A 14,179-nucleotide genomic window follows, 5' to 3' on the forward strand; every position below is an offset into this window, starting at 1 on the left:
CCGGTGATGCCTGTGGAGCTGGTGTCAGACGGCAAGGGTCCTCCCTTCCGCAGTCGGCGCTGAAACAGGAAACCCGCGCCGTGAGGCGCCCGGCCTAAAGGCCGGATCGGCCACAAGGCCGATGGGACTCCCCCTTTCTTCAGAAGGGGGAGGAAGTCAACGTGAACCTCTCCCTCGATCTGGGACGGCGATCAGTGTCGAGAGCCGGATGCCCTCATATCGAGAGATGTCACGTGCGGCGCGTCGGTTCGGCCGGAGTCACCGGGTTCTGGCCATCCGGTCAGGGGCGACGGCCGCCGGCGGGGCCGGACTGCCGTCGCGGTCAGGCGGGGACGGCGGTGACGCGGTTCACGCAGCGCTTGAAACCCCATACCGAGATCAGCACCGCGGTCGCGCCCAGGAACGCCACCGCCGTGGTCCGCACCCATAGGTACGTGCCGATCGACTGGTTGAACAGCAGCCAGAGGCTGATGGCGGTGTTGAGCGTGAAGGTGAACGACCACAGCAGCGAGATTCGCAGGAAGAAGCGGCGGACGCGGTCGTGGGCGAGGAACGCCTCCGGCAGCGGCACCAGGTCGGTGGCGACCTTGGCGGCGAGGGGACGGCCGAGCGGCACCGAGGCCAGGAACGAGACCGCGACGAGCATGGTGCCGAGGGTCGGCTGCAGGAAGTAGACGACGGCACTGCCCGTCACGGCCGCTAGGGCGGCGCGGGCGGTCACGCCGAGCGCCGCGAGCAGGAGCGTGCCGGGCACCGGCCGGCGCCGCACGACGCGGACGAGGATCCCGCCGTAGACCCAGGCGACCGCGGTCACGAGCGCGCCGTTGAACCCGAGCAGGAGGAGGCCCGCGTAGAACACGGCGACGGGGGCGATCATGCCTTCGACGACTCTGGGCAGCGCGTGCAGGAGGAGAGAGGTCAGGCAGGGAATCTCGAACCGATGCGGTGATTCCATGTGCCGGGCGACTCCCGATCGATCGACTTCACCAGGACCCGGACCACGGTACGCGAAGATCACCACCGAGTCGGCCGCTTCCGACATATGCCCCGGCTTGTCCAGAGTCCCTTTATTCAGCGATATAGAGGGACAGCGTCTCCGCGACGCAGGCGGGCTTGTCCTGCCCTTCGACCTCGATCGTCATCGTCACGAACGCCAGCTTGCCGGCAGGGGTGTTCTTCACGTCGGTCAGTTCGGCGCCCGCGCGGATACGGGCGCCGACCTTCACCGGGCTCGGGAAGCGCACCTTGTTCAGGCCGAAGTTGACGCCCATCTTCAGGCCGTCGATCCGGAAGATCCGCATCATGAAGGAGGGCAGCAGCGCGAGGGTCAGATACCCGTGCGCGATGGTGCCGCCGAACGGCCCCTGTGCGGCGCGCTCGACGTCGACATGGATCCACTGGTGGTCGTCGGTCGCGTCGGCGAACAGGTTCACCTGGTCCTGCGTGACCTCCTGCCATTCGCTGTGGCCGAGGTGCTCCCCCTTGGCCGCGATGTACTCGTCCAGATCGGCGAAGATGCGCATGACCCGCCCCCACTAGAACGATATTCGGTTAGGGTAAGCTAGCCGCTCCCCGGCGCGTTGTCATCGGCGCCGGAACCACGGCCGGACGCGACGCCTCCGCCGGCCGCCAGAGAAGAGCACGGCCCGCGTCCGCGACCGGCGGCGCGATCGGGGACCTTCGCCCCTGACGACGCAGTGGATGCAAGGGGACCCTCAGGAGTAAAAGGCCCGGTTTCGAAGGAGGCGGAGATGAGAACGGAGGATCGCTGGTCCGTCGAGGTCTACCTCGATGAACACGATGGCGAGACGCACGCGGAGGCGAGGCTCGTCGCGGGGGACGCCGAGCGCGTGCGCGGCCGAGGCAGGGCGCGCTGCAACCCCGCCGACTGGGACGTCCCCCGGATCGGCGCGGAGCTCGCGACGTCTCGGGCGCTGTCCGACCTTGCGCACCGGCTGCTCGACCTCGCCGCGGCGGACATCGAGGGGGTGACCCACGAGCACGTCACGCTGATCCGCTGATCGGTGCGACCCACCGTACGACCGGGGAGGCAGGACGCCAAAACGGACATTTCGCCAACACGGGCACGGCGACACAGTGACAGACGGGCGAAAAGTACAGTAAACGGGCCATATGACCACTATGCTCCTAACCCGGATTATCGGTTGCCCGAAAACCGTCTCGGGTGCAGCAAGGAGCGTCGGCATGCCCCTCATGGAGCCGTACCGCATCAAGGTCGTCGAGCCCATCCCGGTGACCACTCGGGTCGAGCGCGAGAAGGCGCTGGACCGTGCGGGTCACAATCTGTTCAATCTCCGAGCGGACGACGTCACCATCGATCTGCTCACCGACTCCGGAACCGGTGCCCTGTCCGCCGCCCAGCAGGCGGCCGCCGCGCTCGGCGACGAGACGTACGCGGGCGCGCGGTCGTTCGAGCGGTTCCGTGAGGTCGTCGACGAGCTGACGTCCTTTCCGCACATCTTCCCCGTCCATCAGGGACGGGCCGCGGAACGGATCCTGTTCTCCACGCTGCTGAAGCCGGGCCAGATCACCCTCAGCAACACCCATTTCGACACCACCCGCGCCAACTCCGAACTGGCGGGGTGCGAGGCACGCGACCTGCCCTGCCTGGAGATGAAGGATCTCGACAGCGACGAGCCGTTCAAGGGGAACATCGATCTGGCGGCGCTGGAGGCGACGCTGACCGGCCCGGACGCCGACCGGGTCGGGTTGGTGATCATGACGATCACCAACAACGGAGGCGGTGGGCAACCGGTGTCCATGGCCAACATCGAGGCCGCCTCGCAGATCTGCCGCCGACACGCGGTGCCGTTCTTCCTGGACGCCGCGCGGTTCGCGGAGAACGCCTGGCTGGTGACCCAGCGCGAGCCCGGTTATGAGAACTCCTCTCCCCGCGAGGTGGCGAAGGCGGCGTTCCGGCTGGCCGACGGCTGCCTGGCGAGCCTGAAGAAGGACGGGATCGGCAACATCGGAGGCCTGCTCGCACTCCGCGACGACGAGGTGGCCGGACGCTGCGAACTCACGCTGACCGCCACCGAGGGCTTCCGGACGTACGGCGGTCTGGCGGGCCGGGACCTGGAGATGCTCGCACAGGGGCTGGTCGAGGTCACCGATCCGCACTATCTGCGCGCACGGACCGACGCGGCCGCTCACCTCGCCGAACTCGTCACCACGGCCGGCGTCAGCATCGTACGGCCGCCGGGGATCCACGGCATCTACCTGAACGCCGGTCGCCTGCTGCCGCACATTCCGCCGGAGCGGTTCCCGGGTCACGCGCTGGCGTGTGCGCTGTACCTCGAAGGCGGCATCCGCTCGGTGGAGCTGGGCTCCCTCTTCCTCGGCGATGTCGACGCCGACGGGCGGCTCCTGACGCCGGCGCCGTACGAGTTGCTCCGCCTCGCCCTGCCGCGCCGGGTGTACACGCAGAGCCACCTCGAGTACGTCGCCGAGGTGATCGCCGCCGTGGCCAAGCGCGCCGAGAGCGTGTCGGGGTATCGCCTGGTCACCACTCCCCCGATCCTGCGGCACTTCAACGCGACCCTGGCGCCCGTGGATCCTCCGTCGGCCCGACCCTGAGACCCGCACCCGAAAGATCTCTATTATCCGGGTAGGTTGACTCGGAGAAATGCGGGAGAGCGAATGCGCAGCACACGACTGACCGCCGTGGTGGCCGCCGCCACCGGTGTCCTCCTGGCGGCCACGGCCGCCCATGCGGACGCAGGCCCCGGCGCCCCGGGCATCGGTGACCCCTATTATCCCGACTACGGCAACGGCGGCTACGACGTCGCCCATTACGGCCTGGATCTGAGGTACCGGCCGTCCGATGACCGTCTCGACGGGACGGCCACGATCACCGCGCGGGCGACGCAGGACCTCACCCGCTTCGACCTGGACTTCCTGCTCGACGTCTCGTCCGTGACGGTGAACGGGCGGGCGGCGCGGTTCGCCACCTCCGGTGCCCACGAGCTGGTGATCACACCGGCGGCCACCCTCCACAAGGGCCGGCCGCTCACCGTCGTCGTCCGGTACTCCGGCGTCCCGTCGACGAAGAAGTACAACGACTACGTCGGCTGGGCCCGGACCCCGGACGGGGCCGTGGCCGCCCAGGAGCCGGAGAGCGCCTGGTGGTGGTTCCCGAGCAACGACCACCCGCTCGACAAGGCCACCTACGACGTCCAGATCACCGTGCCGAACGGCCTGCAGACGATCAGCAACGGCGAGCCGACCGGTGCCCGAAGCGCGAACGGCTGGACGCGGTACGGCTGGCGCGAGACCCGGCCGCAGGCGACGTACCTGGCGACGCTGGCGGTCGGGAAGTTCGACGTCCACCACTCCCGGACGAAGAACGGGCTGCCCGTCATCACCGCCTACAGCCCCGACCTGCCCGCCGACCGCGCGGCGGCGGCCAAGGCGAGCGTCGAGCGCACCGCCGAGGTCGTCGACTGGGAGAGCGGGATCTTCGGCCCCTACCCGTTCACCTCGGTCGGCGGTTACGTCCCCAACGTGACCTCCCACTTCGCCCTGGAGACCCAGACGCGGGTGTTCTACAGCCCGTACGGCTTCCGCAACGGACCCCGGCCGTACCTCGTCGTCCACGAGAACGCCCATCAGTGGTTCGGGGACAGCGTCTCCCTCGCCCGGTGGAGCGACATCTGGCTGAACGAGGGGTTCGCGACGTACGCCGAGTGGCTCTGGTCGGAGCAGCACGGCGAGGGCACGGCCGCCGAACTCGCCCAGAAGACCTACGACTCCTATCCGGCCGACGACCCGTTCTGGCAGGTGAAGCCGGGCGACCCGGGGCCGGGCGAGAACCAGTTCCACGACGCCGTCTACGACCGTGGCGCGCTCACCCTACAGGCGCTGCGGGCGAAGGTCGGCGACCGGGCGTTCTTCACGATCCTGCGCACCTGGGCGGCGCTGAAGAAGTACGGAAACGCGACGATCCCGGAGTTCATCGCGCACGCCGAGCGGGTCTCCGGTCACAAGCTCGGTGATCTGTTCCAGACCTGGCTGTTCACCCCCGGCCGCCCGGCCGGGCCGCCGCAGCGGACCGCCACGGCGGGCACGCCGAAGTCGTGGCCCCAGATCCGGCAGGCGCACGCCGCCCTGCACGCCCCGGCACCCCGCGGCTGACCACGCACGATCCCGTACCGGCCACGTGCCCGGCGCTCCGCCGGACACGTGGCCGGCCTGTTGCTCGGGTATGGCCCGTTCTGCCATCGTATGCGAGCACACGCACCAAGAGTGGCCATCCGGCTACTGGTGTCACACCAGCCCCAGGCTCGCCTCCGCGGTCTGGAAGACGGAAACCCCCTTAACGTGTGGAACCGGCGACAAGTCGCGCTCGTCTGAGCGCTCACGCACGGTCCACCCGTGCGTGTCGGCAGTCCCAGACGAGGAAACGGGGTACATCCGTGCGCAAGCGCCGGGCCGCATGTCTCAGAGTGCTGCTCGCACTGACCGTGTTGAGCGGATGCGGGAGTTCGGGGAACTCCGGCAAGCCGTCGGCATCACCGACCGCCGCCGCATCGTGGAAGTTCACGGCTCTCAACCTCGGGATCCCGGACAAGGCGCTGAAGGCGCCGGTCACCGGCCGGGTCCCGGAGGACAGGACGCTGCACGTCGGCGTCACGCTGAAGGTCAGCGACGCCGCGTGGAAGAAGTTCGGGCACGGTAAGAGTCCGGCCCAGAGCGCCGGTGACGTGGGCAAACAGCTCGGCGTCAGCGACGAGACGATCCAGAAGGTTCAGGCGTACCTGGGCAACGCCCACATCCAGGCCAAGACCAGCAAGACGCGTACGAGCGTGACCTTCGACGTCAAGGCCGGGCAGGCCGCGAAGCTGCTCCGGACGTCCTTCGTCACGCACCGGCTGAACGGCCGCACGTACTTCACGCCCGACCCGTCGCACCCGCCGCAGATCCCCGAGCAGCTCGCGCCGTACATCCTGGCCGTGACCGGCCTGGAGAGTTACAGCGCCGCCCCCAAGGCCCGCGGCGCGCTGGGCGCGTCGGTGCCCGGGCGCGCCCTCCCTACGCGGGCGGCCAGCTGCATCCAGCGGTTTCCGCAGAAGTTCGCCTCGAGCGACCGGGTCGCCGCCGCGTACGGCTACAACCAGATGTGGAACCAGGGCTGGCGCGGCGAGAACATGACGGTCAACCTCGTCGAGATGGACGGGTACGACCGGAACGACGTCGCCAACTACGTCGCGTGCACCGGCTCCCACATCCAGCTGGGCAACGTGAACCTCGGCGCGAGCGAGCCGGCGGTCGGCGCCGAGGCCACCCTCGACATCCAGATGCTGGCGGGCCTGGCCCCCAACCTGCGCATCGTGGACTACCAGGAGGACCCCGCCCTCCTGAACAGCGGCAACGGCGCCGACTCCTGGACCGCGCTCAACGACGCGTTGCAGCGGATCAGCGACGACAACTACAACGTGCCGCGGCCGGGCAGCGTCGTCAGCATCAGCATGGGCGGCCCGGAGGGCTACCTGTCGCAGCCCATCATGCAGGCGATCGACCAGAGCCTCCGCGTCCTCACCGTGGCCGAGAGGATGACGGTGTTCGTCTCGAGCGGCGACTGCGGGGCGTACAGCGACCGGACCTACGGCTCGCTCGACGTGTCCTTCCCCGCGACCTCGACGTACGCGGTCGCGGTGGGCGGCACCCGTCTGGACCTCGCGCCGAATGGGGCCCGCACGCAGGAGGTCGTCTGGTCCGACCGCTCGAACCTGTCCCGGTGCGAGAACCAGTGGGGCAGCGGTGGCGGAGTGAGCAAGGTCTTCTCGCACCAGCAGTTCCAGACGGCGCCCGGCACGAACAACCAGTACGCCGGCAGTGGCGGCCGGCAGGTGCCGGACATCTCCGCGGCCGCGATCAACCTGCCGATCTACTACCGAGGCCGGTGGGTGTCGTCCGGTGGTACGAGCGCGGCGGCGCCCATCTGGGCGGCCGGCATGGCGCTGGTGAACCAGGGACTGCTGACGCGGATCCACCTGTACTGCTTCGGCCCGGACACCTTCTACCACGTGGCGAGCGCGGCCGGGGCGAACAAGCCGTACACCGACGTGGTCGCGGGCAACAACCTGTACTACCCGGCGACGGCGGGCTTCGACCTGTCGACGGGTCTCGGCACGCCGAACCTGCCGGCGTTCTTCAACACGCTGGTCGTCAACCCGGGTGGCACCCCGGGCGGCAACTGACCGGATGCCTCGTCGGCCCGGCGCGCGACCGGGCGCCGGGCCGCGGTGGTCACAGGTCCGGGTCGGTGTCCTTGGCGCTCGCGACGGGCCGCAAGGGCTTGCGCAGCGGAACGATCATCATGCTGAAGTCGGCCGCCGCGATGACGCGGTCCTCCACGTCGGTGACCCTGCACTCCACGACGATGAGCTGGCGGCCCGCCTTGAGCACCCGGGCGCGCGCGTAGACGGCGTCGCCGTGCGGGCGGCCGAGGTACCGGACGTGCAGGTCGGCCGTTACGAGACTCTGCCGGCCCGGCTCGAAACCGCTCCCCCGGGCCGCCGCCGTGCCCGCCGCCACGTCGATGAGCGTGGCGATGGCGCCGCCGTGGAGGTTGCCGGTGCTGTTGAACGCCTGCGGCCGGATCGGCATGGACAGCACCGCGTGGTCCTCACCCATCTCGACCATCTCCAGGCCGAGCAGGTCGTGCAGCGGCGTGTCGTGCCGCAGGGCGGTCCGCATCGACTTCTGGTCCGACTCCGGCAGGTCGACGATGCGGACGGTGCCACCTGGCCCCGGCGACCGCCCCGGCTCCGGCGGCCCTGACGCCGTCGGATGCTCCGGCGGACCGGCCCGCCCCGTCTGCTGCGGTTGCTCCGGCGCCGCCGGCCGCTCCTGCGGCATCCCCGCTTGCTCGGCCATAGGACTCCTTCGACTCGCACCTGATCCGCCGTACCGAGTTTACGGACAGTGGCCCGCCTGCGCCGTGATCGCCACCCCGCCGCCGCTTTTACGGGCAATAGGGCGAATTACCCAGAAAGTACGGCCGAGCATTACGCCGGGTGAAGATCATTTAAGTCGGCTTCGTGATCTCTCCTGAAGAATCATCGGCGGCAGAGTTGGCCACTCTGGGCCATCGTTCAATCCTCCTAAATACATCTATGAGCACATAAGTCTGCTGGTACCTTGGCCAGCCGGTCCCGGAAATATCGGCCTTTCGCCTGCGAGAGGGCCACCGGACCGCTTCCATAGGCGTCTTATGACGTACCGCGAATACCACGAAAGAGGGGGACCCGGATGAGACACGCGCGCGATGGTGCGTCTGCGGTGATCGACGCCGCGAGTCAGGTGCTCACGATCCGCGGCCGGTCCGAGCCGCCCGAGGCCCGCAATCCCGACGTCGCCTGGGGCCCCCGGGCGGTCGACGGCGTCTGGGTGCCGACCCGGAACGGGCAGCGCCTCCAGATCGGGCTGCCCGGTCCCGCCGACGATCACGCCGTCACGGCCGTCCGGCCGAGCCTGCGGCTCTTCCCCGGCGTCGCCACCGACACCGATCTGATCGCGCAGACCACCACCACGGGCATCCGCCTCATCACTGTGGCGCACGGGCCCGGAGCGCCTGCGGAGTTCCGCTTCGCCGTCGGGCTCGGCGAGGGCCTGTCGCTCGACGCCACGCCCTCCGGCGGCTACGACGTCGTCCACGATCGGTACGGCGCGACCGTGGGCCGGTTCCACGCACCCTGGGCGTGCGACGCGCTCTACCGTCCGATCCCCGCGGCCTACGATCTGGACGATTCGGCCCTGGTGATGACCGTGGGGCACCGGGAGGCCGACGCCCTCTACCCGGTCATCGCCGATCCGTTCTACGCCCGTTGACCGGGCGCGGCTCCTCCTCCTGCACGAGGGGGTCGCCGAGGACGCCACAATGTGTAGTAGGAGCACCGGCATACGAAGTAAGTAGCGTTTGCGCGTACGCTGATTACTCCAGGACCATGACGGCCGAACGGAGTCGAAGTGCTTTTCAGCCATGACACCGAGCACGCACTCGAGATCGTCGTCGAGCTGGTCAACACCGGGCCTCCGGCCACCGAGACCGAGCACTTGCCCGACCTGGCGGCCCTTCAGGAGTTCGTCGACCACAACCGGCTGAGCGACGCCCGCGACCTCGACGCCGCCGACCTCATCGCCACTCACGGTCTCCGCGACCGGCTCCATGAGGTCTTCCGGACGGCGAACGACAAGGACGCGGCCGTACGCCTGATCAACGCGATCATCGCCGGGGCGCGCACCTCGCCGCACCTGACCGACCACGACGACTACGACTGGCACGTGCACTTCTTCGCACCGGGCGCACGGCTCGCCGAGCACCTCGCGGCCGAGGGCGGCATCGCCCTCGCGTACGTCATCGCCGCGGACGAGCTCGACCGCCTGCGCGTCTGCGAGGCCCCCGACTGCTCGCGCGTGCTCGTCGACCTGTCCCGCAACCGCTGCCGGCGATACTGCGACAGCCGCACGTGCGGGAACCGCATGCACGTCGCCGCCTACCGGGCGCGTCAGCGCGAGTCCGCGACGCGCTGACCCCGCGCGTCACCGCCCCGGCGTCGTCACGGGTGAATCGCGGGGGCGCCACGGACGACCGTCGCGGGACCGCTCCGCCCCGGGCCGACGACGTCGCGTCGTAGCGCGGCCACGGCGTCGAGCGCCCGCCGGGCGCCGTCGGCGTCGTGCACCCGGAAGACCCGGGCGCCCAGCCAGGCCGAGATCCCCAGCACCGCCATCGTCCCGACGCCGCGCTTGTCGACCGGCCGGCCGAGCGTCTCCCCGATGAAGTCCTTGTTCGACACCGCCACGAGGACGGGCCACCCGGTCGCGGTCAGTTCCCCCAGCCGGCGCGTGATCTCCAGGGACTGGCGCGTGTTCTTGCCGAAGTCGTGCGCGGGGTCGATGAGGATCGCGTCGGGGCGCACGCCCAGTGAGACGGCCCGCTCGGCCTCGGCGGTCACGTGGCGGATCACGTCCGCCACCACGTCGTCGTAGGCCACCCGGTGCGGACGGGTCCGGGGGCGCAGGCCGCCGGCGTGCGCGCAGACCAGCCCGATGTCGTACGCCGCCGCCACCTCGGCCAGCCGCGGGTCGGGCCCGCCCCACGTGTCGTTGAGCAGGTCGGCTCCGGCCCGCGCGACCGCCTCGCCCACCTCCGCCCGCCAGGTGTCGACGCTGATGATCACATGCGGATGGCGCTCGCGCACCGCCGCGACCAGGTCGACGACCCGCCGGAGCTCCTCGGCGACCCCGACCTCCTCGCCCGGACCCGCCTTGACCCCGCCGATGTCCACGATGTCGGCACCCGCCTCGACCGCCGCGCCGACGGCCGCGAGCGCGGCGTCGAAGGCGTAGGTCGCCCCACGGTCGAAGAAGGAGTCGGGGGTCCGGTTGACCACGGCCATCACCACGAAGCGGTCGAGCGCCCGTCCGCCGAGCCGGAGGCGCGGGTGGACCAGACCCGTCCCGGCGTCGGCCGGATCCCCCGTGGCTTCCGGGCCCGTCTGCGGCGGCTCCGCACCCCGGAGTCGCCCCCCTCCCGCATCACGCACCACGACATCCTATGCGGGCGGCCCTGCCGGAACCGGCGATGGTGAACCCGATTCGGGTCATCTTGGGCCGCTATCGCCATCGCCCGGTGGTACGGCTAACCTCTGGGTCACACGAAACGGGCAAAGCCCCGTGAGCTTGGAGGTTCCGCTGACCACGCGAGCGCTCATCACCGGGATCACCGGGCAGGACGGCTCGTACCTCGCCGAGCATCTGCTCGACCAGGGGTACGAGGTGTGGGGCCTGGTCCGGGGACAGGCAAACCCGCACGTGTCCAGGCTGCGCAAGCACATCGGCGACGTGCGGCTGGTCTACGGCGACCTCCTGGACCAGGGCAGTCTGATCTCCGCCGTCGAGAAGGTGCGGCCCGACGAGGTGTACAACCTCGGCGCCATCTCCTTCGTGCCGATGTCCTGGCAGCAGGCGGAGATCACCGCCGAGGTCACCGGCATGGGCGTGCTGCGGATGCTCGAGGCGATCCGGGTGGTCAGCGGCATCAGCGGCTCCCGCACGCCCGGCGGCGGCCAGATCCGCTTCTACCAGGCGTCGTCCTCGGAGATGTTCGGCCAGGTCCGCGAGACGCCGCAGAACGAGCGGACGCCGTTCCACCCGCGCAGCCCGTACGGCGTCGCCAAGACCTACGGACACTTCATCACCCAGAACTACCGGGAGTCGTACGGGATGTTCGCGGTCAGCGGCATCCTGTTCAACCATGAGTCGCCGCGCCGGGGCTCGGAGTTCGTCACCCGGAAGATCTCCCTGGGCGTGGCGCGCATCAAGCTCGGGCTGGCCCACGAGCTGCGTCTCGGGAACCTGGAGGCGCGGCGCGACTGGGGGTACGCCGGCGACTACGTCCAGGCGATGCGGCTGATGCTCGCGCAGGACACCCCGGAGGACTACGTCATCGGCACCGGCCGCACCCAGGCGGTGCGCGAACTCGTCGAGCTCGCCTTCAGCACCGCCGGTCTCGACTGGCGGGACCACGTGGTCGCCGACCCGGAGCTCACCCGCCCGGCCGAGGTCGACCTGCTGTGCGGCGACCCGAAGAAGGCCCGCGACCAGCTCGGCTGGGAGCCCGGCGTGTCGTTCGAGGAACTGGTCGCCATGATGGTGGAGTCGGACCTGGTGCTGCTGTCGCGCTCGGACCGCCCGGAGGACGAACCGCTCAGCTTCGACCACTGGTGAGAACGGGCTCTGGGCTCGGCCTGACCCTGGCGAGAGGCGGAGATCATCCGCGGCATGCGAGTATGCCTTTTATGACGACATCGACCTGCGAACACGTGTCCACGCTGCCGGAACCCCCTCCCGACGCGCGTACTCCCGAGGGCTGCGAGGACTGCCTGCGCACCGGCGGCCGCTGGGTCCACCTGCGCCTGTGCCTGACCTGCGGGCACGTCGGCTGTTGCGACTCCTCGCCGAACAAGCACGCGACGGCGCACCACCATGAGACGTCCCACCCGGTCGTACGCTCGTTCGAGCCGGGTGAGGACTGGCGCTGGTGCTACACCGATGAAGTGATCGTTTGAACCTCCGGCTGTCGGAGGCGCGCGGGCGCTGGGTGCTTGCCGCCACCGTCCTCGGCTCCAGCCTGGCGATGCTGGACGCCACGATCGTCAACGTGGCGCTGCCGCGCATCGGCAGGGACTTCCACGCCTCCGTGGCGGGCCTGCAGTGGACCGTGAACGCCTACACCCTCACGCTGGCCGGGCTGATCCTTCTCGGCGGCTCGCTGGGCGACCGGTACGGCCGCCGCAAGGTCTTCATGATCGGCGTCGCGTGGTTCGCGATCGCGTCCGCCCTGTGCGGGCTCGCCCCGAGCATCGGGGTGCTGGTGGCCGCCCGCGCCCTGCAGGGTGTCGGCGGCGCGCTGCTCGCTCCCGGATCACTGGCCATCATCCAGGCGTCGTTCGCGCAGGACGACCGGCCGCGGGCCGTCGGAGCGTGGTCCGGGCTCGGCGGCGTCGCGGGCGCGATCGGACCGTTCCTCGGCGGCTGGATCATCGCGGCGGCCGGATGGCGCTGGGCGTTCCTGCTGAACCTCCCGCTCGCCGCCGTCGTCATCCTCGTCGCCTCCCGGCACGTCCCGGAGAGCCGCGACGAGAGCGAGCACCGGGGCTTCGACGTCCTGGGCGCGGCGCTCGCCGCCCTCGCGCTGGCCGGCGTCACGTACGCCCTGACCGAGGCCCCCGCGAAGGGGACGTCGACGGCCGCCGTCGCTCTCACCGCCGTGATCGGCGTCGCGGCGGGCGCGGCGTTCGTCGTGGTCGAGCGGCGCAGGTCCGACGGGCACGGCCCGAGCGCCATGCTGCCGGTCGGGATCTTCCGATCCGGCCAGTTCACGGCCGTCAACGTGGTGACGTTCATCGTGTACGGCGGGATGAGCGTGCAGTTCTTCCTGCTCGTCGTCGAGCTGCAGGTCGTGGCCGGCTACTCCCCCATCGTCGCGGGTACGGCGCTCCTCCCGGTCACCGTGCTGATGCTGCTGCTGTCCTCCCGGGCGGGCGCCCTGGCCCAGCGCGTCGGCCCCCGCCTGCCCATGACGGTCGGGCTGGTCCTCGCCAGCGCCGGAATGCTGCTGACCCTGCGCGTCGGTCCCCACGCGTCGTACGTCATGGACGTGCTGCCCGCCGGCCTTGTCTTCGGCCTGGGCCTGTCGGCGACGGTCGCGCCGCTCACCGCCACCGTGCTGGCCACCGCCGACGTGCGGCACGCCGGCGTCGCGAGCGGCGTCAACAACGCGGTCGCCCGCGCGGCAGGCCTCCTCGCGGTCGCGGGCATCCCGCCGGCGGTCGGCCTCGTCGGGAACGCCTTCGCGAACCCGCGCGTCTTCGACGACGGTTTCCACACCGCCATGATGATCGCGGCCGCTCTCCTGGCCGTCGGCGCCGTGCTGACGTTCTTCACCGTCCACGACGACGCCCTCAGCCCCGAGCAGGCCACCGCCCGCCCGGAGTGCCCTTTCAACTGCGCCGTCGGCGCCCCACCGCTCGAACCCGGCATCACCGCCGAACCCGCCGGCGGGGCACGTTGAGTTCGGGAGTATCGCCGTTCCGCGCGGTGCCGCACGGGAGCCGCCGCCCGTTCGCGGCATTTCGCCCTTTTTCGGCGTATCGCACGGTCTAGGCCGGGGCATTTGTCCCCGAGTGTCGGCAATTTGCGCCATTGAGCATGACACGCGATCAATCACCGGCCGAAAGACTCTCGCCGAATCGCCCAAAGGAGATTATTCGCAAAGCTGCCGCCCAACACGGGAGGACATACAGCTTAAGGGTATTTCACGGAAGGTGACGATACGGCGGCACACCGATATGCCGCCGTCCAGATAGAAGGGGTAGATATGAAGCTTCGGACAATGATGCTGACCGGCGCCGTAGTGGCAACCGCGGCCCTCGGTGTCGCGGCGCCCGTCTCCGCAGCGCACGCGAGTTCGCGACCGCAACTCGTCAAGGGTGACGACCCGTTCAACCTCTTCAGCAGCTTCAGAAATCGTGGCGCGCTGGCCAACGCTCGTGGTGGCAACATCTTCGTCACGAAGAATTCCAACGACGTCGACGAGGACTGACCGGCGCCGCGTGATCATCTGAACTGCGGTGAGGCCGCGCCCCCACGA

General features: G+C 70.0%; 14 protein-coding genes. 10 read left to right on the forward strand and 4 right to left on the reverse strand.

Annotation, left to right across the window (positions count from 1 at the left end; genetic code table 11):
- Positions 1 to 322: 322 nt before the first annotated feature.
- On the reverse strand, positions 323 to 955 hold the full coding sequence (locus NE236_RS37225; protein ID WP_252846975.1) for a VC0807 family protein: 633 nt from the start codon (positions 953 to 955) through the stop codon (positions 323 to 325).
- A 112-nt stretch (positions 956 to 1,067) separates the two neighbouring features.
- Positions 1,068 to 1,523: a MaoC family dehydratase gene (locus tag NE236_RS37230; RefSeq protein WP_252846976.1), complete on the reverse strand. Its 456-nt coding sequence runs from the start codon at positions 1,521 to 1,523 to the stop codon at positions 1,068 to 1,070.
- Positions 1,524 to 1,751: 228 nt separating this feature from the next.
- Here NE236_RS37230 and NE236_RS37235 point away from each other — a divergent pair, with 228 nt between their 5' ends.
- The 4 genes from NE236_RS37235 (at position 1,752) to NE236_RS37250 (ending at position 7,220) form a co-directional block, all read left to right on the forward strand.
- Positions 1,752 to 2,021: a DUF1876 domain-containing protein gene (locus NE236_RS37235; protein WP_252846977.1), complete on the forward strand. Its 270-nt coding sequence runs from the start codon at positions 1,752 to 1,754 to the stop codon at positions 2,019 to 2,021.
- Positions 2,022 to 2,205: 184 nt separating this feature from the next.
- Positions 2,206 to 3,597, forward strand: coding sequence for a tryptophanase (locus tag NE236_RS37240; protein ID WP_252846978.1), 1,392 nt, complete (start codon positions 2,206 to 2,208; stop codon positions 3,595 to 3,597).
- A 63-nt stretch (positions 3,598 to 3,660) separates the two neighbouring features.
- Positions 3,661 to 5,154: a M1 family metallopeptidase gene (locus NE236_RS37245; RefSeq protein ID WP_252846979.1), complete on the forward strand. Its 1,494-nt coding sequence runs from the start codon at positions 3,661 to 3,663 to the stop codon at positions 5,152 to 5,154.
- A gap of 281 nt (positions 5,155 to 5,435) precedes the next feature.
- Positions 5,436 to 7,220 carry a S53 family peptidase gene (locus NE236_RS37250; RefSeq protein ID WP_252846980.1) on the forward strand — a complete coding sequence of 595 codons (1,785 nt, stop codon included), beginning with the start codon at positions 5,436 to 5,438 and terminating at the stop codon, positions 7,218 to 7,220.
- A gap of 49 nt (positions 7,221 to 7,269) precedes the next feature.
- Here the strand turns inward: NE236_RS37250 and NE236_RS37255 are convergent, their stop codons facing one another.
- The gene (locus NE236_RS37255; RefSeq protein ID WP_289851376.1) at positions 7,270 to 7,899 is read right to left on the reverse strand and encodes a PaaI family thioesterase; all 630 of its coding nucleotides are present in this window, start codon (positions 7,897 to 7,899) and stop codon (positions 7,270 to 7,272) included.
- A 405-nt stretch (positions 7,900 to 8,304) separates the two neighbouring features.
- On the opposite strand from NE236_RS37255, the gene NE236_RS37265 reads away from it, so the two are divergent.
- Both NE236_RS37265 and NE236_RS37270 read left to right on the forward strand, forming a co-directional pair.
- Positions 8,305 to 8,853 carry a hypothetical protein gene (locus NE236_RS37265; protein ID WP_252846981.1) on the forward strand — a complete coding sequence of 183 codons (549 nt, stop codon included), beginning with the start codon at positions 8,305 to 8,307 and terminating at the stop codon, positions 8,851 to 8,853.
- 138 nt (positions 8,854 to 8,991) lie between these two features.
- Positions 8,992 to 9,555 carry a CGNR zinc finger domain-containing protein gene (locus NE236_RS37270; protein ID WP_252846982.1) on the forward strand — a complete coding sequence of 188 codons (564 nt, stop codon included), beginning with the start codon at positions 8,992 to 8,994 and terminating at the stop codon, positions 9,553 to 9,555.
- Between the two features lie 26 nt (positions 9,556 to 9,581).
- Here the strand turns inward: NE236_RS37270 and folP are convergent, their stop codons facing one another.
- Entirely contained in the window at positions 9,582 to 10,424 is an 843-nt protein-coding gene (gene folP, locus NE236_RS37275) for a dihydropteroate synthase (protein WP_252847085.1), read from the reverse strand.
- A gap of 295 nt (positions 10,425 to 10,719) precedes the next feature.
- Here folP and gmd point away from each other — a divergent pair, with 295 nt between their 5' ends.
- The 4 genes from gmd (at position 10,720) to NE236_RS37295 (ending at position 14,131) form a co-directional block, all read left to right on the forward strand.
- Positions 10,720 to 11,754, forward strand: coding sequence for a GDP-mannose 4,6-dehydratase (gene gmd, locus NE236_RS37280; RefSeq protein ID WP_252847086.1), 1,035 nt, complete (start codon positions 10,720 to 10,722; stop codon positions 11,752 to 11,754).
- 71 nt (positions 11,755 to 11,825) lie between these two features.
- Positions 11,826 to 12,095: a ubiquitin carboxyl-terminal hydrolase 14 gene (locus NE236_RS37285; RefSeq protein WP_252846983.1), complete on the forward strand. Its 270-nt coding sequence runs from the start codon at positions 11,826 to 11,828 to the stop codon at positions 12,093 to 12,095.
- Entirely contained in the window at positions 12,092 to 13,600 is a 1,509-nt protein-coding gene (locus NE236_RS37290) for an MFS transporter (RefSeq protein WP_252846984.1), read from the forward strand. The genes NE236_RS37285 and NE236_RS37290 overlap by 4 nt, the downstream gene beginning before the upstream one ends.
- A 306-nt stretch (positions 13,601 to 13,906) precedes the next feature.
- Positions 13,907 to 14,131 carry a hypothetical protein gene (locus tag NE236_RS37295; RefSeq protein ID WP_252846985.1) on the forward strand — a complete coding sequence of 75 codons (225 nt, stop codon included), beginning with the start codon at positions 13,907 to 13,909 and terminating at the stop codon, positions 14,129 to 14,131.
- Positions 14,132 to 14,179 lie beyond the last annotated feature (48 nt).

It is taken from the genome of Actinoallomurus purpureus (assembly GCF_024055795.1).
GTDB classification, from domain to species: domain Bacteria; phylum Actinomycetota; class Actinomycetes; order Streptosporangiales; family Streptosporangiaceae; genus Actinoallomurus; species Actinoallomurus purpureus.